This window comes from Salinarimonas sp., from assembly GCF_046292825.1.
Taxonomy (GTDB): domain Bacteria; phylum Pseudomonadota; class Alphaproteobacteria; order Rhizobiales; family Beijerinckiaceae; genus Salinarimonas.
The window spans coordinates 21,687-40,361 of record NZ_JBKBQG010000002.1; the positions used below are offsets into that span (position 1 = coordinate 21,687).

17 protein-coding genes are annotated in these 18,675 nt (G+C 69.2%); 9 read left to right on the plus strand and 8 right to left on the minus strand.

From position 1 onward, the window contains the following. The first annotated feature begins 119 nt into the window (after positions 1-119). Positions 120-2,483, plus strand: a complete 2,364-nt coding sequence (locus ACK4UM_RS01875) for an ABC transporter permease (protein ID WP_409794797.1) — start codon at positions 120-122, stop codon at positions 2,481-2,483. Positions 2,484-2,511: 28 nt separating this feature from the next. Then, entirely contained in the window at positions 2,512-3,711 is a 1,200-nt protein-coding gene (locus ACK4UM_RS01880) for an efflux RND transporter periplasmic adaptor subunit (protein WP_409794800.1), read from the plus strand. Between the two features lie 58 nt (positions 3,712-3,769). Here the strand turns inward: ACK4UM_RS01880 and ACK4UM_RS01885 are convergent, their stop codons facing one another. After that, positions 3,770-4,345: a cysteine hydrolase family protein gene (locus ACK4UM_RS01885; protein WP_409794803.1), complete on the minus strand. Its 576-nt coding sequence runs from the start codon at positions 4,343-4,345 to the stop codon at positions 3,770-3,772. Positions 4,346-4,813: 468 nt separating this feature from the next. Between ACK4UM_RS01885 and ACK4UM_RS01890 the strand changes: the two genes are divergently transcribed. From ACK4UM_RS01890 to ACK4UM_RS01900, 3 genes are read left to right on the plus strand one after another with little or no spacing between them, the layout of a single operon-like run. Next, a complete protein-coding gene (locus ACK4UM_RS01890; RefSeq protein WP_409794806.1) occupies positions 4,814-5,305 on the plus strand; it encodes an Lrp/AsnC family transcriptional regulator in 492 nt (163 codons plus the stop codon). 7 nt (positions 5,306-5,312) lie between these two features. Next, the gene (gene hemN / locus ACK4UM_RS01895; RefSeq protein ID WP_409794808.1) at positions 5,313-6,749 is read left to right on the plus strand and encodes an oxygen-independent coproporphyrinogen III oxidase; all 1,437 of its coding nucleotides are present in this window, start codon (positions 5,313-5,315) and stop codon (positions 6,747-6,749) included. A 60-nt stretch (positions 6,750-6,809) separates the two neighbouring features. Further along, complete coding sequence (locus ACK4UM_RS01900) at positions 6,810-7,097, plus strand: hypothetical protein (protein WP_409794811.1); 288 nt, start codon at positions 6,810-6,812, stop codon at positions 7,095-7,097. 237 nt (positions 7,098-7,334) lie between these two features. On the opposite strand, the gene ACK4UM_RS01905 is transcribed toward ACK4UM_RS01900, so the two are convergent. The 3 genes from ACK4UM_RS01905 to fliI form a co-directional block, all read right to left on the minus strand. After that, positions 7,335-7,820, minus strand: coding sequence for a peroxiredoxin (locus ACK4UM_RS01905; RefSeq protein ID WP_409794813.1), 486 nt, complete (start codon positions 7,818-7,820; stop codon positions 7,335-7,337). A 138-nt stretch (positions 7,821-7,958) separates the two neighbouring features. Beyond that, positions 7,959-8,372, minus strand: a complete 414-nt coding sequence (gene fliJ / locus ACK4UM_RS01910; RefSeq protein WP_409794816.1) for a flagellar export protein FliJ — start codon at positions 8,370-8,372, stop codon at positions 7,959-7,961. Between the two features lie 24 nt (positions 8,373-8,396). After that, positions 8,397-9,740: a flagellar protein export ATPase FliI gene (gene fliI / locus ACK4UM_RS01915; protein ID WP_409795153.1), complete on the minus strand. Its 1,344-nt coding sequence runs from the start codon at positions 9,738-9,740 to the stop codon at positions 8,397-8,399. Positions 9,741-10,095: 355 nt separating this feature from the next. Here fliI and ctrA point away from each other — a divergent pair, with 355 nt between their 5' ends. The 3 genes from ctrA (at position 10,096) to ACK4UM_RS01930 (ending at position 12,330) form a co-directional block, all read left to right on the plus strand. Next, a complete protein-coding gene (gene ctrA, locus ACK4UM_RS01920) occupies positions 10,096-10,797 on the plus strand; it encodes a response regulator transcription factor CtrA (RefSeq protein ID WP_409794819.1) in 702 nt (233 codons plus the stop codon). A gap of 211 nt (positions 10,798-11,008) precedes the next feature. Continuing rightward, positions 11,009-12,010 carry a sodium-dependent bicarbonate transport family permease gene (locus tag ACK4UM_RS01925; protein ID WP_409794823.1) on the plus strand — a complete coding sequence of 334 codons (1,002 nt, stop codon included), beginning with the start codon at positions 11,009-11,011 and terminating at the stop codon, positions 12,008-12,010. Continuing rightward, entirely contained in the window at positions 12,007-12,330 is a 324-nt protein-coding gene (locus ACK4UM_RS01930) for a DUF190 domain-containing protein (protein ID WP_409794826.1), read from the plus strand. The genes ACK4UM_RS01925 and ACK4UM_RS01930 overlap by 4 nt, the downstream gene beginning before the upstream one ends. A 238-nt stretch (positions 12,331-12,568) precedes the next feature. Here the strand turns inward: ACK4UM_RS01930 and ACK4UM_RS01935 are convergent, their stop codons facing one another. The 3 genes from ACK4UM_RS01935 to ACK4UM_RS01945 form a co-directional block, all read right to left on the minus strand. Continuing rightward, on the minus strand, positions 12,569-14,209 hold the full coding sequence (locus ACK4UM_RS01935; protein ID WP_409794829.1) for a S10 family peptidase: 1,641 nt from the start codon (positions 14,207-14,209) through the stop codon (positions 12,569-12,571). A 128-nt stretch (positions 14,210-14,337) separates the two neighbouring features. Then, positions 14,338-14,913 carry an ActR/PrrA/RegA family redox response regulator transcription factor gene (locus ACK4UM_RS01940; protein ID WP_409794832.1) on the minus strand — a complete coding sequence of 192 codons (576 nt, stop codon included), beginning with the start codon at positions 14,911-14,913 and terminating at the stop codon, positions 14,338-14,340. 100 nt (positions 14,914-15,013) lie between these two features. Beyond that, complete coding sequence (locus tag ACK4UM_RS01945) at positions 15,014-16,333, minus strand: ActS/PrrB/RegB family redox-sensitive histidine kinase (RefSeq protein WP_409794835.1); 1,320 nt, start codon at positions 16,331-16,333, stop codon at positions 15,014-15,016. 246 nt (positions 16,334-16,579) lie between these two features. On the opposite strand from ACK4UM_RS01945, the gene ACK4UM_RS01950 reads away from it, so the two are divergent. Beyond that, positions 16,580-17,863, plus strand: coding sequence for a polyhydroxyalkanoate depolymerase (locus ACK4UM_RS01950; protein ID WP_409794838.1), 1,284 nt, complete (start codon positions 16,580-16,582; stop codon positions 17,861-17,863). A gap of 334 nt (positions 17,864-18,197) precedes the next feature. On the opposite strand, the gene ACK4UM_RS01955 is transcribed toward ACK4UM_RS01950, so the two are convergent. Then, on the minus strand, positions 18,198-18,665 hold the full coding sequence (locus ACK4UM_RS01955) for an Lrp/AsnC ligand binding domain-containing protein (RefSeq protein WP_409794841.1): 468 nt from the start codon (positions 18,663-18,665) through the stop codon (positions 18,198-18,200). Positions 18,666-18,675 lie beyond the last annotated feature (10 nt).

An 18,675-nucleotide genomic window follows, 5' to 3' on the forward strand; every position in this document is an offset into this window, starting at 1 on the left:
ACCGTCGGCGAACGAGCGCGGCATGCGCGCTCGATCGGCCGTCGTGGTTATGGGTCCCGGGTCCGCTTCGCGGCCCGGGATGACAGCCTTGCGCCGAGGCTCGCCCCGGAGGCGTCGCCATGAACGCGCTCGACCGAAAAGTCCTGCGCGATCTGCGGCGGCTCTGGGCGCAGGCTCTGGCGATCGCCCTCGTGATGGCGGCCGGCGTCGCCACGCTGATCCTGGCGGTGGGCGCACACGATTCGCTCTACGAGACGCGCGAGGCCTATTACGAGCGCAACCGCTTCGCCGACGTCTTCGCCGGCGTCACCCGCGCGCCCGAAGCCCTCGCCGACGAGATCGCGCGGATCGACGGGGTGGGGGCCGTCGAGACGCGGATCTCGAACATCGCGCTCCTCGATCTGCCCGACATGCGCGAGCCGGCCTCCGCCATCCTCGTCTCGCTGCCCGATATCGGCGAGCAGCGGCTCGACCTCATCACCTTGCGCTCCGGGCGCCTGCCGCTGCCGGCCGACGAGCGCGAGGTCGTCGTCTCCGAGCCCTTCGCGAACGCCCACGGCTTCTCCATCGGCTCGACCTTCTCGGCGATCCTGAACGGCCGCAAGCGCGAATTGCGCGTCGTCGGCACGGCGCTCTCGCCGGAATTCATCTACACGCTCGGGCCCTGGGACCTGATGCCGGACGATCGGCGCTTCGGCGTCGTCTGGATGTCGCGCGAGACGCTCGCCTCGGCCTACGATCTCGCGGGCGCCTTCTCGAACGTGCATCTGCGCCTCCTGCGCGGCGCCTCGGAGGCGGCCGTGATCCAGGAGCTCGACCGATTGCTCGCGCCCTATGGCGGCGCGGGCGCGCACGGGCGCGAGGACCAACTCTCCCACGCCTTCCTCGATTCCGAACTCACCCAGCTCGAGGCGATGAGCCGGATCCTGCCGCCGATCTTCCTCCTGGTGGCGGCCTTCCTCGTGAACATGACGCTCGCGCGGCTGATCACCCTCGAGCGCGAGCAGATCGGGCTCCTCAAGGCGCTCGGCTATTCGGACATCGCGGTCGGGCTGCATTATTTGAAGTTCGTCTCGGTGATCGCGCTGATCGGGGCCGCCATCGGCGCCCTCGCGGGGACCTGGCTCGGAACCTCGCTGACGCGGCTCTACGGCGACTTCTTCCACTTCCCCTTCCTGATCTTCCGCATGGATCCGGGCGTCTACCTCGTCTCGATCGGCGTGACGCTCGCCGCCGCGATCGTCGGCGCGGTCAAGGCGGTCGCCGACGTCGTGCGGCTCGCCCCGGCGGTGGCGATGACGCCGCCCGCGCCCGCGCGCTACCGGCGCACCCTCCTCGATCGCATCCACGACGCGTTGCGTATGCCGCAATCGGGCGTGATGCCGCTGCGCCATCTCGTGCGCTTCCCCGTGCGCACGGGAGGGGGGCTTCTGGGCGTGTCGCTCGCGACCGCGATCCTGGTCGGCTCGCTGTGGTCCTACGGCTCGATCGAGCACATGATCGACGTCACCTTCCACCAGGCGGAGCGGCAGGACGCGACCATCAATTTCGCCGGCGAGCGCCATCCCTCGGCAGTGCAGGCGGTGGCGCGGCTGCCGGGGGTGATGAATGCCGAACCCTATCGCGCGATCGGCGTGAAGATGCGCCGCGGCCATGTCGAGCGGCGCGTCGCGATCACCGGCAAGCCGCCCGGCGCCGACCTCTCCCGCGTCCTCGACGAGGATTACCGGCCCGTCACGCTCCCCGAGAGCGGCATCGCGATCTCGGACGCGCTCGCGCAGATCCTGAACGTGCGCGCGGGCGACCTCGTCGAGATCGAGCTGCTCGAGGGCACGCGCCGCACGCTGGACGTCCCCGTCGCCATGGTGATCCAAGGCTATCTCGGCCTGATGGCCTATGCCGATCTCGACTATGTCGACGCGCTCGCGCGCGAGGGGCAGCGGGTGACGGGGGTGCACGTCGCCTTCGACCCCGACCAGGCGGACGCGCTCTTCTCCGCGCTGAAGGACATCCCGGCCGCGCGCTTCATCGCGTTGCAGGGCGTCTCGCTCCAGAAATTCCGCGAGACGCTCGCCGAGAACATCCTGATGATGGTCTCGATCTACGTGGTGCTCGCGGCGATCATCGCCTTCGGCGTGGTCTACAATTTCGCGCGCATCTCGCTCTCCGAGCAGGGGCGCGAGCTCGCCTCGCTGCGGGTGCTCGGCTTCACGCGCGGCGAGATCTCCTGGATCCTCCTCTCCGAACTCGCGCTGATCACGATCCTCGCCCAGCCGCTCGGTTGGCTGATCGGCTACGGCTTCGCCGTCGCGATGGTGTCCGCCTTCGATTCGGAATTGTTCCGGGTGCCGCTCGTCGTCGGGCCGGAGGTCTATGCCTACGCGTCGCTCGTCGTGATCGCGGCGAGCCTCGTCTCGGCGCTCGTCGTGCGCCGACGCATCGATCGCCTCGATCTGATCGAGGTCCTCAAGACCCGCGAATGAGCCCGCCCGCCTGCCAGAGACCAGCCCCATGACCCGCCTCCTCGCCGCCATCGCAATCCTCGCCATCGCCGCCCTCACCGCCTGGGCGCTGTGGCCGCGCCCGATTCCCGCCGATCTCGTCACGATCGGCACGGGCGCGCTGACCGTCACCGTCGACGACGAGGGCGTGACGCGCATCGAGGACGTCTACACGGTCTCGGCGCCCACCGGCGGCACCGTCCAGCGCTCGCCGCGACGGGTCGGCGACGTCGTGCAGGCGCGCGACACGGTGCTCGCGGTGATCGAGCCCGCCCAGCCCGCCTTCCTCGACGTGCGGGCCATGCGGGGCGCACAGGCGGCGGTGGCGGCGGCGCAATCGGGCGTGGGGCTCGCTCAGGCGCAGGTCGCCCAGGCGCAGGCCGAGCTCGACTTCGCGCAAGCCGATCTCGACCGGGCGCTCGAACTCGCGCGGCGCGAGACGATCTCCGCGCGCGAGCTCGACCGCATCCGCCTCCAGGTCGCCACCGCCCAATCCGCGCTCGCGAGCGCGCAGGCGGCGCAGGAGGTGCGCGTGCGCGAATTGGAGAGCGCGCAGGCGGCCCTCATCCAGCCCGGTCTCGACGAGGGCCGCGGCACCGGCTGCTGCATCGAGGTGCGCGCGCCGGTGAACGGGCGGGTCTTGCGCATCATGGTCGAGAGCGAGCAGGTGGTGCAGCCCGGCACGCCCCTCGTCGAGGTCGGCGATCCGGGCCGGCTCGAGGTCGTCGTCGATCTCCTGTCGCGCGATGCCGTGCGCGTCGAGCCCGGCGCACCGGCGATCGTCGACGGCTGGGGCGGACCGGCGCTCCAGGGCCGGGTGGTGCGCGTCGAGCCGACCGCCTTCACCCGCGTCTCCGCGCTCGGCATCGAGGAACAGCGCGTGCGCACCGTCATCGCGCTCCTCGAGCCGGAGGCCTATCGGGGACGGCTCGGCCACAATTTCCGCGTCGTCGCGCGCATCTCCGTCTGGCAGGCGAACGACGTCGTCCAGGTCCCGCTCGGCGCCCTCTTCCGCGAGGGAGGCGAATGGGCGGTCTTCGTCGTCGACGGCGAGGACCGCGCCCGCACCCGCCGCGTCGCGCTCGGAGAGCGCACGATGCAGACGGCTCAGGTGCTCGAAGGGCTCGAACCCGGCGAGCGCGTGGTGCTCCACCCGAGCGACCGGATCGCGGACGGCGTCGCATTGGAGCCACGCAATCCCTCCCCGTAGGGGAGGGATGTGCTCCGCGCCAATTACATCACGCCGGAGGACATCTATGGATACAACTTTATGAGAGCAGTTCTATTATTTTATGAGCTGTTAGAACTTCCGCAAACTCTCCATCCAAATTTGCCAATGTCATTTCGTGAACGCATTCTGCTGGTATTGTTGTTCCATCTCTACAGGTTAGATCAAATGTCCACGTTGCGTCTGAGGCAAACAAAGTCCTGTAGCCCATATTGCCAGCCATCCTGGCCGTAGTTTCGCAACAATGATTTGTTGTAGCTCCGCATATGATCACGGTATTTACTCCAGAAGCCCGCAAGATTGAGTCGAGATTTGTGCCAATAAAGCTGCTATTCGTCGACTTTAAAATAACAGGTTCACCTGTAACTTCTTTAGCCTCCGGGATAACAGAAAATCCCTCATTATTGTATCGAAATAAAGAGTTTTTCTCGACAGATGAATGCCGTATGTGAACCACTTTAGAGTTTCTATGGCGAAATGCGTTCAATAATTCACCTATAATTTGAATCGCATCCAAATTGTTCCTCCGTCGTCCTCGCTTTTCCATAATTGTGAAGCCTTGCTGAACGTCGATAACCAACAAGGAAGCACTTGCACAAAGAATCGGCTGCGGCATCCTTTTTCCTCTTCTAGCTCGTGTTATCTTGCTGACGAAAGCGTTCTGGAGTGGTTGTGACGTTTTCGGCTGTATCTCTTCCTGACGGGAGAGCGCCTAGCGATAACCCTTCTCGGCAACTGTGCAATGGGGTTAGGCACTACGCCGGCGGCACAGGCGCGCTCGATCTAGCACCGCTGAAATGGTGCAATTCGAGCAGAGTCGGCGAAAGCCGCAGAGCAACGTCATTTCGCCTTTTCTGAAGGTCTCCGCGAGCGTACCAGGCGACTTCCATTTCTGCCTCTCATTGTTTGCGTTTCCCGCTCGTCTGTTCTCATAGCAGCGTGCGCAAAGCACCCCTTCGAATTGCAGGACGGCTTGCAAATCGGCGAGCTTGTCCTATGAAAGGTTTCGAGGGGCGGGCCGATGCCTCCCCCGCTGCCAGTCGGGACCATCGTCATGAGCAGGGATGATCGCGGACCGCTCCCCATGCAGCTCACGGAGACCGACCGGAGCATTCTCGCGCTCCTGCGCCTCGACGCGCGACGGACCGTCTCGGAGATCGCGGGGCTCGTCGGCGTCTCGCGGACCACCGTGAAGGACCGCATCGACCTCATGCGCGAGCGCGGGATCATCCGGCGCTTCACCGTCGAGCTCGCCGAGGCCGATGCGCCGGACCAGCACGCCCGCGCCTTCTTCCAGCTCCGCCTCCACCGGCCGATGTGCAAGCTCGTCCACGCGACCATCTCGGGCTGGCCGGAGGTGGTCGGCTTCTGGTCGACCGCGGGCGATCTCGACGCCATGGTGCTCGTCGCCGCCGCGTCGGCCGCGGAGATCGACACGCTGCGCGAAAAGCTCGGGCGCCACCCCGAGGTGCGTTCGCTGACGACGATCGTCGTCCTGCGGGAATGGATCAACCGCGGCTCCGGCCTGGGCGGACACCTCGCGAAGGAAGGGATGATGAACGGCGCGGAGGTCTGATCGGCGCTTGCGCGAGATCAAGGACGCCGCGCCTCCCGCGCGCCATTCTCCCTCCATGCGCAAGACCTCCCCCTCCCCCCGCTCCTCCTCTCCTCGCCCCACCGTTCCGCCCGCCTACGCGCTCGAGACGGTGCCCCGCTACACGTCCTATCCGACGGCGGCCCAGTTCGGGCCGGGGGTCGACGAGGGGGCCTATCGCGATTGGCTCGCGGGGCTCGACGGGGGGACGCCGCTGTCGCTCTATGTGCACGTGCCCTATTGCCGGGTGCTGTGCTGGTATTGCGGCTGTCACACGAGCGTGCTCAACGACGATGCCCGCATCGCGCGCTATGCGCGGCGGCTCGAGCGGGAGGCGGAGCTCGTGGCGGCGGCGATGCCGAACAAGGGGCCCGTCGCCCATCTGCATTTCGGCGGCGGCACGCCGACCATTCTCGCGCCTGAAGACTTCGAGGCCGTGATCGCGCGCCTGCGGGCGCTCTTCCCCTTCGTGGAGGACGCCGAGATCGCGGTGGAGATCGATCCGCGCACGCTCACCCCCGCGATGGCGCAAGCGCTGGCGCGGGCGGGCGTGAACCGGGTCTCGCTCGGCATCCAGGACATCGACCCGGAGATCCAGCGTCTCGTCAACCGCATCCAGCCGATGGAGACCGTCGCGGCCACCTTCGCGCTGCTCCGGTCGGTGGGGATCGAGCGGATCAACGTCGACCTGATGTACGGGCTGCCGAAGCAGGACGTCGCGCATGTGCGCGCCTCGATCGCGGCGGTGCTCGCGCTCGAGCCGGAGCGCGCGGCGGTGTTCGGCTACGCCCATGTGCCCTGGTTCGCCAAGCACCAGGCGGCGATCGACGCCGCGCTCCTGCCCGGCGCCGCCGAGCGCCTCGCGCAGGCGCAGGCGGCGGCGGACGCCTTCGCGGAGGCCGGCTGGACGCAGATCGGCTTCGACCATTACGCCCATCCCGACGATCCGATGGCGAAGGCCGCGCGGGAGGGCACGCTCAAGCGCAATTTCCAGGGCTACACGACGGATCAGGGCGAGGTGCTGATCGGGCTCGGGGCCTCCGCGATCGGTGCGCTGCCGCTCGGCTACGCGCAGAACGAGCCGCATCTCGGCAAATGGGCGCAAGCGATCGACGAGGGCCGCATCCCGGTCGTGCGCGGCATCGCGGCGACGCCCGAGGACCGGATGCGGCGCGATGCGATCGAGCGGCTGATGGGCGCCTTCGCGGTCGATCTCGGCGCCCTCGCCCGCGCCCACGGATTCCCCGAGGAGACCTTCGACGCCGATCTCGCCCGGCTGGCGCCTCTGGCCGAGGACGGGCTGTGCGCGATCGAGGGGCGGCAGGTGCGCGTCCTGCCGCATGCGCGCTTCCACGTGCGCAACGTCGCCGCCCGCCTCGACGCCTATTGGGCGCCGGCCGCGACGCGGCATTCGCGGGCGGTTTGACGCGGACGGATCGACGACGCCGATCTAGCGCGGCGCAGCCGACACACCCATATTGGCGCCATGACCAGAACCCGCCTGTCTCGAGCCCTCGTCCTCGGCCTCCTCGCCGCCGCGATCGCGGCGCCGAGCCTCGTCGTGCCCGCCGCCGCGCAGATCGCGCTGCCGCGGACGAGCGACGCGGAGCGCACGGTGGACCAGCTCAACCGCGCCGGCGCGATCCAGCGCCAGATCGGCGAGATGGAGCGCCACCAGCGCTTCGAGAACCAGATGATGCGCGAGCGTCTCAACCGGCTCGAGACGATGCCGCCGATCGCGCCACCGCCCCCGCCGCCCGCCATCCACCGCTGAGAGTCTGCGAGACTTTCTAGTGTTGTCATCCCGGGCCGCGAAGCGGACCCGGGACCCATAACCTCGACGACCGTACGAGCGCGCATGCCGCGCTCGCTCCGCTCCGGTTGGGCAGCTTTCGTCGGAGAAACGCAGCCCACAGGCTGCGACTGACACGTCGTGGTTACGGGTCCCGGATCGCCTTCGGCGTCCGGGATGGCACCGCAACGAAAGATATTCAAAATCTGAGCGCTGCGCTCAGAGCTTGGCGAGGATCGCCTGCGCGCCGGAGGTCTCGGCCTTGCCGGGGGCCTCCTCGACCGCGATCTCGCGCACGACGCCGTCCTCGACGATCATGGCGTAGCGCTTCGAGCGGATGCCGAGCCCGAAGCCCGAGCCGTCGAGCTCGAGGCCGATGGCGCGCGCGAACTCGGCCGAGCCGTCCGCGACGAATTCGAGCTTGCCCTCGTTGCCGAGCGCCTTCTCCCAGGCGCCCATCACGAACGGGTCGTTGACCGCGGTCACCACGATCGCGTCGACGCCCTTGTCCTTGAAGGCGGCGTGGTGCTCGAGATAGCCGGGCACGTGGTTCATGCTGCAGGTGGGCGTGAAGGCGCCGGGCACGGCGACGAGCACGACCTTGCGGCCCTTGAACACGTCGTCCGTGGCGCGGACCTGCGGCCCCTCCGCCGTCATCGCGCGGAAGGTCGCCTCGGGCAGGCGATCGCCGACCTTGATCGTCATCACGTGGTCTCCGAATGTCGGGAGCCGCGGCGCTCGGTGGAGGCCGCGGCGTATCGAGGGGATGCCGCAGGAGCGCGGCTCATCCGGAGAATTGCTTAGGTCCGGCGCGGGCGCAAGTCGCGATCGCGTCGCAGCCGCTCAATAGGTGCGCGCGCTGCGCGCAAGCGCGATCTCGTCGAGGGCCGCCTGCTCGCGGGCCCCGGCCGCGGCGCGTTCGACGCCCCGCTCGCGGTCCTCGAGGATCTCGACCTTCTTGAGCTCCTCGACCGCCTCGGCGAGCTCCGCCTGGGCCCGGTCGAGCGTCTCCTTCAGATCGTCCGCGGAGCGCTTGAGGTTGTCGCGACGCTGCGCGGCCGCCTTGGCATAGGTCGGATAGGCGAAATGCGCGGGATCGGTGATCCCCGCCTTCTGCTCCTCCGATTGGATCTCGCGCTCGAGATCCACCGCCATCCGATCGAAATCGGCGATCATCATCTCGATCTGCGCGACCTTGCGGCGCTTCTCGTCGAGCTGGAAGCGCTTCAAGCGGATGAGCGTTTCACGCGACTTCATCGCAACTCACTCCAGGGGATCCTCTCAACCACGCGGCGTGCCCAAGATCGCCGCGAGACGGCGGTAACCATCGCCGATGGAGGTTGACTCTTCCTTACCCTGCTGGAGAAACCTGTCGAGGTCCGGAACCACGGCGATCGCCTCGTCGACTTCCGCAGAGGAACCCTTGCGATACGCGCCGAGCCGGATCAGGTCCTCCATGTCCGCGTAGGTCGCCATCAGGCGCCGCGCCTCGACGACGGCGTCGAGATAAGCGGGGTCGCAGGAGCGCGGCATCGTGCGCGAGACGGATTTGAGCACGTCGATCGCCGGATAGCGGCCGCGCTCGGCGATGGCGCGCGTCATCACGACGTGGCCGTCGAGAATGCCGCGCACCGCGTCCGCCACCGGCTCGTTGTGGTCGTCGCCCTCGACGAGCACCGTGAACAGGCCGGTAATCGTGCCCGTGCCGACGGGGCCGGGCCCGGCGCGCTCGAGGAGGCGCGGCAATTCGCCGAACACGGTCGGCGTATAGCCCTTCGCGGTCGGCGGCTCGCCGGCGGCGAGCCCGATGTCGCGCTGGGCCATGGCGAAGCGCGTGATCGAATCGATCATGCACAGGACGGACAGCCCCCGGTCGCGGAAATATTCGGCGAGGGCGAGGGTGAGCCAGGCGGCGTTGCGGCGCATCAAAGCGGGCTCGTCGGAGGTCGCGACGACGACGATCGAGCGCGCGAGCCCCGCCTCGCCGAGATCGTCCTGCAGGAATTCCTGCACCTCGCGCCCGCGCTCGCCGACGAGGCCGATGATCGCGACGTCGCAGGCGGCGTTGCGGGCGAGCATCGAGAGCAGCACCGACTTGCCGACGCCCGAGCCCGCGAAGATGCCCATGCGCTGGCCCTCGCAGCAGGTGAGGAAGGTGTTGAGCGCGCGCACCCCGGTGTCGAGCGGGGGGCCGAGCCGGGCGCGCGTGTGGGCGGGGGGCGGCTCGCCGCGGAAGGGCTGCAGCGCCTCGCCCGCCGGCAACGGCCCGCCGCCGTCGATCGGCCGCCCCAGCGCGTCGACGACGCGCCCGAGCCATTCGGGGGAGGGTCGCACCCCCGGCACCGCCGCGCGCACGCGCGCCGCGCAGCCGCGCCGCACGCCCTCGAGCGAGCCGAAGGGCATCGCGAGCGCGCGCTCGCCCGTGAAGCCGATGACCTCGCAGGGCACGAGGCTGCCCTCGCCGATCTCGACGTCGATTCGCCCGCCGAGCGTCATCGCCGAGATCGGCCCGGCGATCTCGACGAGGAGTCCGCGCACGGCGGCGACGCGGCCGTAGACGGAGAGCGCGTCCACGCTCTCGATCGCGCGCCGGGCGGCGACGAGCCGCGAATCGGAATCGGCAATGTCCCGCACCGGCGTCAACCTTCTGTTTACCCGCTTCGTTAAGACTGCACGAGCCGTGAGGTGACCCGCAAGGGCGCTGCACGCGGACAGCGAGTCGAAAGAGTCGCTTGGACGGATTTCTTCATGTGCGACGTGAGCTGTGCAGAGGTGCGAATCCGACGTGCGTTCAGGAATTTATCGGAACTTACGTATGTTCCGCTCTTATTTCCTTGCGCGACGGAATCAGTTCGTTAACCATTGCGGCGTAGCGTCGATTGAGTCGGACGGGTGAGAGCGTTTTTCGGCGGGGGAGACCCCTCGGGAGCGGGCAGCCTCGGCTTGCCTATCGCTCGACAACCAGGCTGGGGATAGAAGGATGCGCGTACTTCTCATCGAAGACGACAGCGCGACGGCGCAGAGCATCGAGCTGATGCTGAAGTCCGAGAACTTCAACGTCTATACGACGGACCTCGGCGAAGAGGGTGTCGACCTCGGCAAGCTCTATGATTACGACATCATCCTGTTGGACCTGAACCTGCCCGACATGTCGGGCTACGAGGTCCTGCGGACGTTGCGCGTCGCGAAAGTGAAGACACCGATCCTGATCCTCTCCGGCCTCGCCGGCATCGAGGACAAGGTCCGCGGGCTCGGTTTCGGCGCCGACGACTACCTGACGAAGCCCTTCCACAAGGACGAGCTCGTCGCCCGCATCCACGCGATCGTGCGCCGCTCGAAGGGCCACGCGCAATCGGTGATCACGACGGGTGATCTCGTCGTCAATCTCGACACCAAGACCGTCGAGGTGGCCGGCGCCCGGGTGCACCTGACGGGCAAGGAGTACCAGATGCTGGAACTCCTCTCCCTGCGCAAGGGCACCACGCTGACGAAGGAGATGTTCCTCAACCATCTCTACGGCGGCATGGACGAGCCCGAATTGAAGATCATCGACGTCTTCATCTGCAAGCTGCGCAAGAAGCTCGCCAATGCGAGCCAGGGCAAGAACTACATCGAGACCGTTTGGGGCCGCGGCTACGTGCTGCGCGAGCCGACCGACGGCGAGGAGCGGATGGCGGTCTGACCGCCCTCCCCGCCTTCGCGCGAGCACGATGCGCCGAGAGCCCCGCCCCGAGCGGGGTTTTTTCGTGCGCCCCGCCGACGGGGCGTCTCGCGCCGAAAGGAGCATGCCCGCACGCCCCCTCGGCGACCCCGAACCCCTTCACCGGGGCGTGAATATCCGGTACGAGCATGCGCTCGCCACGCATCCGGCGGGTGTCGTCGCCGGAGCCTCGATGTTCGATCTCGTCGCCGCCAACCTCACCTCGCCCATCGTCCTGTTCTTCGCGCTCGGCCTCGCGGCGGCGCTGGCGCGCTCGGATCTCGTCGTGCCGGAAGCGGTTGCGAAGGGGCTCGCCCTCTATCTGATGACGGCGATCGGGTTCAAGGGCGGGGCGAGCGTGGCGGCCTACGGCATCGACGCGCGCCTCGTGGGCGCGATCGTCGTGGGCGCGCTCCTCTCCTTCGGCATCCCGGTTTTGGCCTATCGCCTGCTCTCGCTGACGACGAAGCTGCCGCGGGTCGACGCGGCGGCGATCGCGGCGCATTACGGCTCGATCTCGATCGTCACCTTCGTCGCCGGCTCGGAGGCGGTGCGGCTCTCGGGCATGAGCGCGGAGGGCTATCTCGTCGCGGTGGCGGCGGTGATGGAGGCGCCCGCGATCCTCTCGGCGCTCTGGCTCGCGCGCGGGGCGCGCAAGGCCGCGGCGGCGCGCGAGGCCGAGCTCGGGCTCGAGAACGGGCACGGCGGCGACGGCACGCTGATCCGCGAGATCCTGCTCAACGGCTCGATCGTGCTCCTCGCGGGCGCCTTCCTGATCGGCTGGATCACGGGGGAGCGCGGGCTCGCGGTCGTGGCGCCCTTTTTGGTCGATCCGTTCCAGGGCGTGCTCTGCCTCTTCCTCCTCGACATGGGCCTCGTCGCGGGGCGCGGCCTGCGCACCGGCTGGCGCGAGCTCGAGCGCCCGCTCCTCGCCTTCGGCCTCTACATGCCGGTGCTTTCGGCGCTCATCGCCGCGATCGTCTCCTTTCCGCTCGGCCTCTCGACGGGCGGCACGGCGCTCCTCGTCACCCTCGCGGCGTCGGCCTCCTACATCGCGGTGCCCGCCGCGATGCGCCTCGCGCTTCCCGAGGCGCGGCCCGCGATCTACCTTACGATGTCGCTCGGGGTGACATTCCCCTTCAACCTGACGCTCGGCATCCCGCTCTACATCGCGCTCGCGGAATTCATCACATGACCGACGCCATCCCCACCTACAAGAAGAAGCGGCTCGACGTGATCGTCGAGGCGCCGATCCTCAACCGGCTCCTCGATCTGCTCGATCGGCTGGGGGTGACGGGCTACACGGTCGTGCCGGCGCTCGCCGGGCGGGGGCGCGAGGGCTCGTGGTCGCGCGCGGGGCTCGTCTCGGACGCCGGCCAGATGGTGCTCGTCATCGTGGTTCTCGACGAGAGCCGCATCCCCGCGGTGCTCGCCCCCGTCTACAAGCTCCTGCAGCGCCAGATCGGGATCGTGACGATCTCGGACGTCGAGGTGGTGCGCAAGGAGCATTTTTGAAGCGAGACGCGCCACCCCGTGTCATCCCCGGCCGGAGGTCGCGTAGCGACCGGAGGTGAAGGGGACCCAGCGTACAAAACGCTTGCAGAGCAAGCTGTTGCGCCGCCGACGAGGCGGCTGGTCGCCGCCGGCAGGAGCGTGCTTACGCACGCGTCTTCCTGTGCTGGGTCCCCTTCCCCTCCGCACGCTATGCGTGCTCCGGCCGGGGATGACACCTCCAGCTACCATTTGCGAACGCTCACCATTCGCTCCCCTCGAACAGCGCCCGCGCCGCGTCCGTGAAGGCGCGGCGGCTTTCCGCGCGGGTGTAGAACATGTGCCCGCCGGGATAATTCTCGAGCCGGACGCGGGCGGCGATGGCGGCCGGGAGCTGGCGCAGGATCAGCTCGCTCTCGAAATAGGGGGTCACGAGATCGGTGAGCCCGTGCACGACGAGGGTGCGCATCGTCTCGTCGAGCGCCATCGCGGAGGCGAGCGCCTCGAAGGAATTGGGCGACGCGCGCCCCTCGCCGTAGCGCCAGGCGCGGGCGATGGAGCCGTTGAGCACGAGATAGGGGCGCTCGGGCGCGAAGCCGAGCTTCTCGCGATAGAGCCGCTGAGCGCCCGCCGTGAGCGGACCGGTGAGCCCGTCGAGGACCGGGTCTCGCACGCGCGGGAAGGCGGCGCCGGGGGCGGGATCGGGCACCGTCACGTTGGCGTCGTAGAGGCTCGCGATGCGCCCCTCCTCCCGGTAGAGCTCGCGCGCGACGGTGCGCAGGTCGAGCCGCCCGGCATGGGCGCGCACGAGATCGCGCGGCAGCCCGGTGATCTGCGTCACGCGCGCGACGATCCGCGAGAGCGCGTCCTCGTCCGAGAGGCCGGCGAGGAGATCGACGACGAATTCGGTGCGCGCGTAATCCTCGACCGCGGCGAGCGCGGCGCGGTCGATGCCGCCGGCCTTCTCCATCGCCGCGGCGGCGACGGAGGGCAGGAGCGCCATCCGCGGGAGGGGCGAGGCCTGGGAACCCTCCCGGAAGCCGAAATCGAGCACCGGCGACACGAGCACCAGCCCCGAGAGCGCCATCCCCTCCTCGCGCTGGAGACGCTCGGCGAGGCGCGGCCCCCGGAAGCCGCCATAGCTCTCGCCGACGAAGAAGCGCGGCGAAGCGAGCCGCTCCTCGCGCAGCGTGAAGCGCGTGACGAAGGCCGCGAGCGCGGCGATGTCGCCGTCCATCGAGAGGTAGCGCTCGCGCAGGCGGTCGGTCGGGCCGACGAGCCGGCTGAAGCCGGTGCCGATGGGATCGACGAAGACGAGATCGGTGAAGGCGAGCCAGGTGTCGGGATTCTCGACGAGGTCGGGCCGTCGCGAGGGGATCACCGCGCCGTCGGGGAACTCGAGCACGAAGGGCCCGAGCGCCATCAGCTGGAGATAGGCCGAGGCCGCGCCGGGGCCGCCATTGACGACGAAGGCGACCGGCCGCGTGTCCGGATCGGCGCCCTCGAGCCGGTAATAGGTATAGGCGATGTCGGCTTCCTCGCGGCCGTCGTCGGCGGTCAGCGTCAGAACGCCCGCGCGGGCGACGAAGGCGAGCTCGCCGGCGGGGGTCTCGATCGCGTGGCGCGTCTCGACGGGATCGGGGAGGCGCTGCCCGTCGGCGGAGACGGCGCGGGCGCGCGCCTGCGGCTGCGGCGCGACGGTCTCGGGGACGGCGTCTTCGGCCGCGACCTCCGCCTCCGCCTCGTCCGTCGCTGCCGGAGCGGGAGCCGGCGCCGGCTCGGCGATCCCGGGCTCGTCCGGCGGCGGATCCTGCGCAAGCGCGGCGGGCGGCGCGGCGGCGAGCGCCAGCGCGAGGACGAGCCAGGCGGGAAGGGTGCAGGCGACGAGGCGCGGGAGAATCATCGCGGCGGGGCTCCGTGCGTTCGATCCGGGATCATCGGACCTAACGCGCTCGCCCCGCGGATCGACCCCGCTCATCGCCGCAGGGTCGTCACCGCGGCGCGCGTGTCCTCACCGCGGCGCGCGCGTCCTCACCGCGGCGCGCGCTTGGCGAGAATCCGCTGCAGCGTCCGCCGGTGCATGTTGAGCCGGCGTGCGGTCTCCGAGACGTTGCGGCCGCACAGCTCGTAGACGCGCTGGATGTGCTCCCAGCGCACGCGATCGGCCGACATCGGGTTCTCCGGCGGCTCGGCGCGGGTGCCGGGGCGGGCCTGGAGGGCGTTGTCGATCTCGTCGGCGTCGGCGGGCTTGGCGAGGTAGTCGAAGGCGCCGAGCTTCACCGCGGTGACGGCGGTCGCGATGTTGCCGTAGCCGGTGAGGACCACGCCCCGCGCCTCCGGGCGCTTCTCCTTGAGGCGGGTGATCACGTCGAGGCCGTTGCCGTCGGAGAGGCGCATGTCGATCACGGCGTAGGCCGGCGGATCGCCGTCGACCGCCGCGAGACCCTCGGCGACGCTCTCGGCCATGCGCACGACGTAGCCGCGGCTCTCCATCGCGCGTGCGAGCCGGGTCAGGAAGGCGCGATCGTCGTCGACGATGAGCAGGCTGCGGTCTTCCATCGTCTTGTCCGTGCTCGGCGCGCCAGCGGGGGCCTGGACGTCCATCATCTCGGGATCTCCGTTGTGCGGCGCGCTCCCACGCGCCCTGCGTCCTCGTGTCTCGCCGCTCTTACATAGGTCTCCCTTTTCGAGATTCCACGGTGCGACGTCACGGCGCAGTCTCGAATGGGCCGCCGCGGGGCCACGTGACGCGCGCGACCGCGCCGACGCCCTCGCGCATGCCGTTCGTGAGCGACAGGACCGCGCCGGTGCGCTCGATCAGCGTCTTGGCGATGAAGACGCCGAGCCCGTGCCCCGCCGGGTCCTGGTCCGGGCCGCGCTTGTCGGCGCCGCGGGTCGTCACGTAGGGCTCGCCGAGCCGCAGGAGGACCTCCGCCGGATAGCCGGGGCCGTCGTCGCGGATCTCGATCCACAGGGCGCGCTCGTCCCAGCCCGCCTCGACCACGACCTCCCGCTCGGCGAAGTCGACCGCGTTGTCGAGGATGTTCGTGAGCCCGTAGACGAGCCCGGCATTGCGGCGCACCCGGGGCATCGGCCCGTTCTCCGCCCGGTCGATGCGGATCGCGACGCCGATCCCGCGCAGGGGGTCGACCAGCTCCTCGACGAGGTGGACGAGGGTGATGTTCTCGAGGAACTCGCCGCCCTCCCCGTCCTGCCCGCGGGCGGTGAGCTGGCCCAGGATCGCGCGGCAGCGCTCGACCTGATCGCGCAGCAATCCGACGTCCTCGGCGATCTCGGCATCGTTCGCCAGTCGCTTGGAGAGCTCCTTCGAGACGAGCGCGATCGTCGCGAGCGGCGTGCCGAGCTCGTGCGCCGCCGCGGCCGCGAGACCGTCGATCTGCGAGAGGTGCTGCTCGCGGGCGAGCACGAGCTCGGTCGCGGCGAGCGCCTGGGCGAGCTGGCGCGCCTCCTCGGCCACGCGCCAGGCATAGATGCCGGTGAAGCCCGTGCCGAGCAGGATCGCCGCCCAGACACCGGCGACGTAGAGCGCGGGAAAGCCCATCGCCTCCCCCTCGCGCCAGGGCAGCGGCAGGTGGAAGAAGGCGAGCAGCGTCGCGCAGCCGACGACGAACAGGCCGAGCGCCAGGGTGCGCCGCGGCGTCAGCGCCGTCGCGGAGATCAGCACGGGCGCGAGGAACAGGATCGAGAACGGGTTCTGGAGACCCCCCGTGAGGAAGAGGAGCGCGGCGAGCTGGGCGATGTCGAAGGCGAGCAGGAACGTCGCGGCATTGTCGGAGAGCCTGTGGCTTGCGGGGTAATGCACGCGCAGCGCGAGGTTGAGGCCGGCCGAGGCCGCGATCAGCAGGAAGGCGGGGCCGAACGGCAATTGGAAGCCGAGCCCGATATGCACGACCGCCACCGCCGCGCTCTGGCCGATCACCGCGAGCCAGCGCAGCCGTACCAGCGTGTCGAGGCGCAACCGTCGCGCGCTCCCGGTGAGCCGCGCCGGCTCGATCTCGCTCGCCATGTCCACTCTCGTCACTCCCTGCCGCCGAGCGATTCGCTCCCGCCGCGGAGACCGGGTCCCGCCGCCGCCGCGGGAACGGCTGGTTAACGTCGTTGCAAACGCGTCGAAATCGGGATCGACCATTTGCCGAGTTGCAACCATCATCTGGAACCATACAGTAGGCGGTCAAGTTCGAAAGAGACCTGTGCGTCGGCGCCGTCGACGAAGCGGGCGCAACGGCGTGAGACGCGAAAGGTGGGCACGAGGATGGATCTCGCATATTTCTGGTACGAGGCCGGTCACATGCTGCTCGCGCCCGCGCGCGCGGCGAGCGACGCGACCCGCCTCGCCTTCAAGAATCCGGTCAATCCGCTGACCTACACCGCCTACGGGCGCGCGATGGCGGCGGGGTGCGAGCTCTTCGAGCGCTTCACGCGCCGCTACGGGAAGCCCGCCTTCGGCCTCGACGAGACGATCGTCGACGGCCGCGCGGTGCCGGTGGTCGAGCAGGTGGTGTGGGAGCGGCCCTTCTGTCGCCTCGTCCATTTCGACCGTCTGCGGCGCGCCGACGCGCCGGCCGAGCCGAAGGTGCTGATGGTCGCGCCGATGTCCGGCCATTACGCGACGCTCCTGCGCGGCACGGTCGAGACGCTCCTGCCCAACCACGAGGTCTACATCACCGATTGGACGGATGCCCGCGAGGTGCCGCTCGTCGAGGGCAGCTTCGATCTCGACGATTACATCGATTACGTCGTCGGCATGCTGCACATGCTCGGGCCGGACACGCACGTGATGGCGGTCTGCCAGCCGGCCGTGCCGGTGCTCGCCGCCGTCGCCCTGATGGAGGCGGCCGACGATCCGTGCGTTCCGCGCTCGATGACGCTGATGGGCGGGCCGATCGACACCCGCCGCTCGCCCACCGCGGTCAATCTCGTCGCCCAGGAGCGCGGCGTCGAGTGGTTCCAGCGCAATTGCATCGTGAAGGTGCCGCCGCCCAATCCGGGCTTCTGGCGCGACGTCTATCCCGGCTTCTTCCAGCTCTCCGGCTTCATGGCGATGAATCTCGATCGCCACATCACGGCGCATGCGGAGATGTTCAACCATCTCGTCGAGGGCGACGGCGATTCGGCCGAGAAGCACCGCGAATTCTACGACGAATATCTTGCCGTGATGGACCTCACCGCCGAGTTCTATCTGCAGACGGTCGACACGGTCTTCGTCAAGCACAGCCTGCCCAAGGGCGAGATGATGCATCGCGGCCGGCGCGTCGATCTCGAAGCGATCACCCGCTGCGCGATCATGGCGGTGGAAGGCGAACGCGACGACATTTCCGGCGTCGGCCAGACCAAGGCCGCCCTCGAGCTCACGCCGAACCTCCCCGCCGAGAAGAAGCTCTACCACCTGCAGGAGCGCGTGGGGCATTACGGCGTCTTCAACGGGACGCGTTTCCGCAACGAGATCGCGCCCAAGATCGCCGCCTTCATGCGCGCCAACGAGCGCGAGACCGCCTTCCGCGCCCCCCGCACCCGCCTGCGCAGCGTGGCGGGGTGACGTGCACGGGGAAGCGAGGCTCACTCTCCTTCCCCTCCGCGTGTGTGAAGTTTGCAAACTTTGTCATCCCGGGCCGCGAAGCGGACCCGGGACCCATACACTCGACATATCCCTCGCAGCCTGTAGGCTGCGTATCGCCGACGATTCGCGCTCTTCGGTCGCAGAGCGAGCGCGGCATGCGCGCTCGGACGAGCGTCGCGGGTATGGGTCCCGGGTCCGCTTCGCGGCCCGGGATGACAGCCTCCGAAAGATCCGCGAGCGAAGAGGGGTGACGAGGCGCAGGAGAGCGGCGTCTCGTCGCCTCCCATCCCGCCTCGCCCCTCCGGCCACCCCCTCACAAAGGCAGCGCGCCGTCGGACTTGACCTCTTCCATCACCGCGTAGGTGCGCGTCTCGCGCACGCCGGGGAGCGCGAGGAGGACGTCGCCGAGGAAGCGGCGATAGGCGGTCATGTCGGCGACGCGCGTCTTGACGAGGTAATCGAACCCGCCGGCCACCATGTGGCACTCGAGCACTTCCGGCGCGCGCCGCACCGCCGCCGCGAAGCGCTCGAACACGTCCGGCGTCGTCTTGTCGAGCGAGACCTCGACGAAGACGAGGAGCCCGAGGCCGAGGAGGTGCGGATCGAGCCGCGCCGAGAACCCGGCGATCACCCCCTCCTTCTGCAGCCGCCGCAGCCTCTCCCCCGTCGCGGTCGGCGAGAGGCCGATTCGCTCGGCGAGTTCGACCGCGGGGATGCGCCCGTCCTCCTGGAGGATCGCGAGGAGGCGGCGGTCGACCTTGTCGAGATCCGTGTCTTTCACGGCGGAGCCC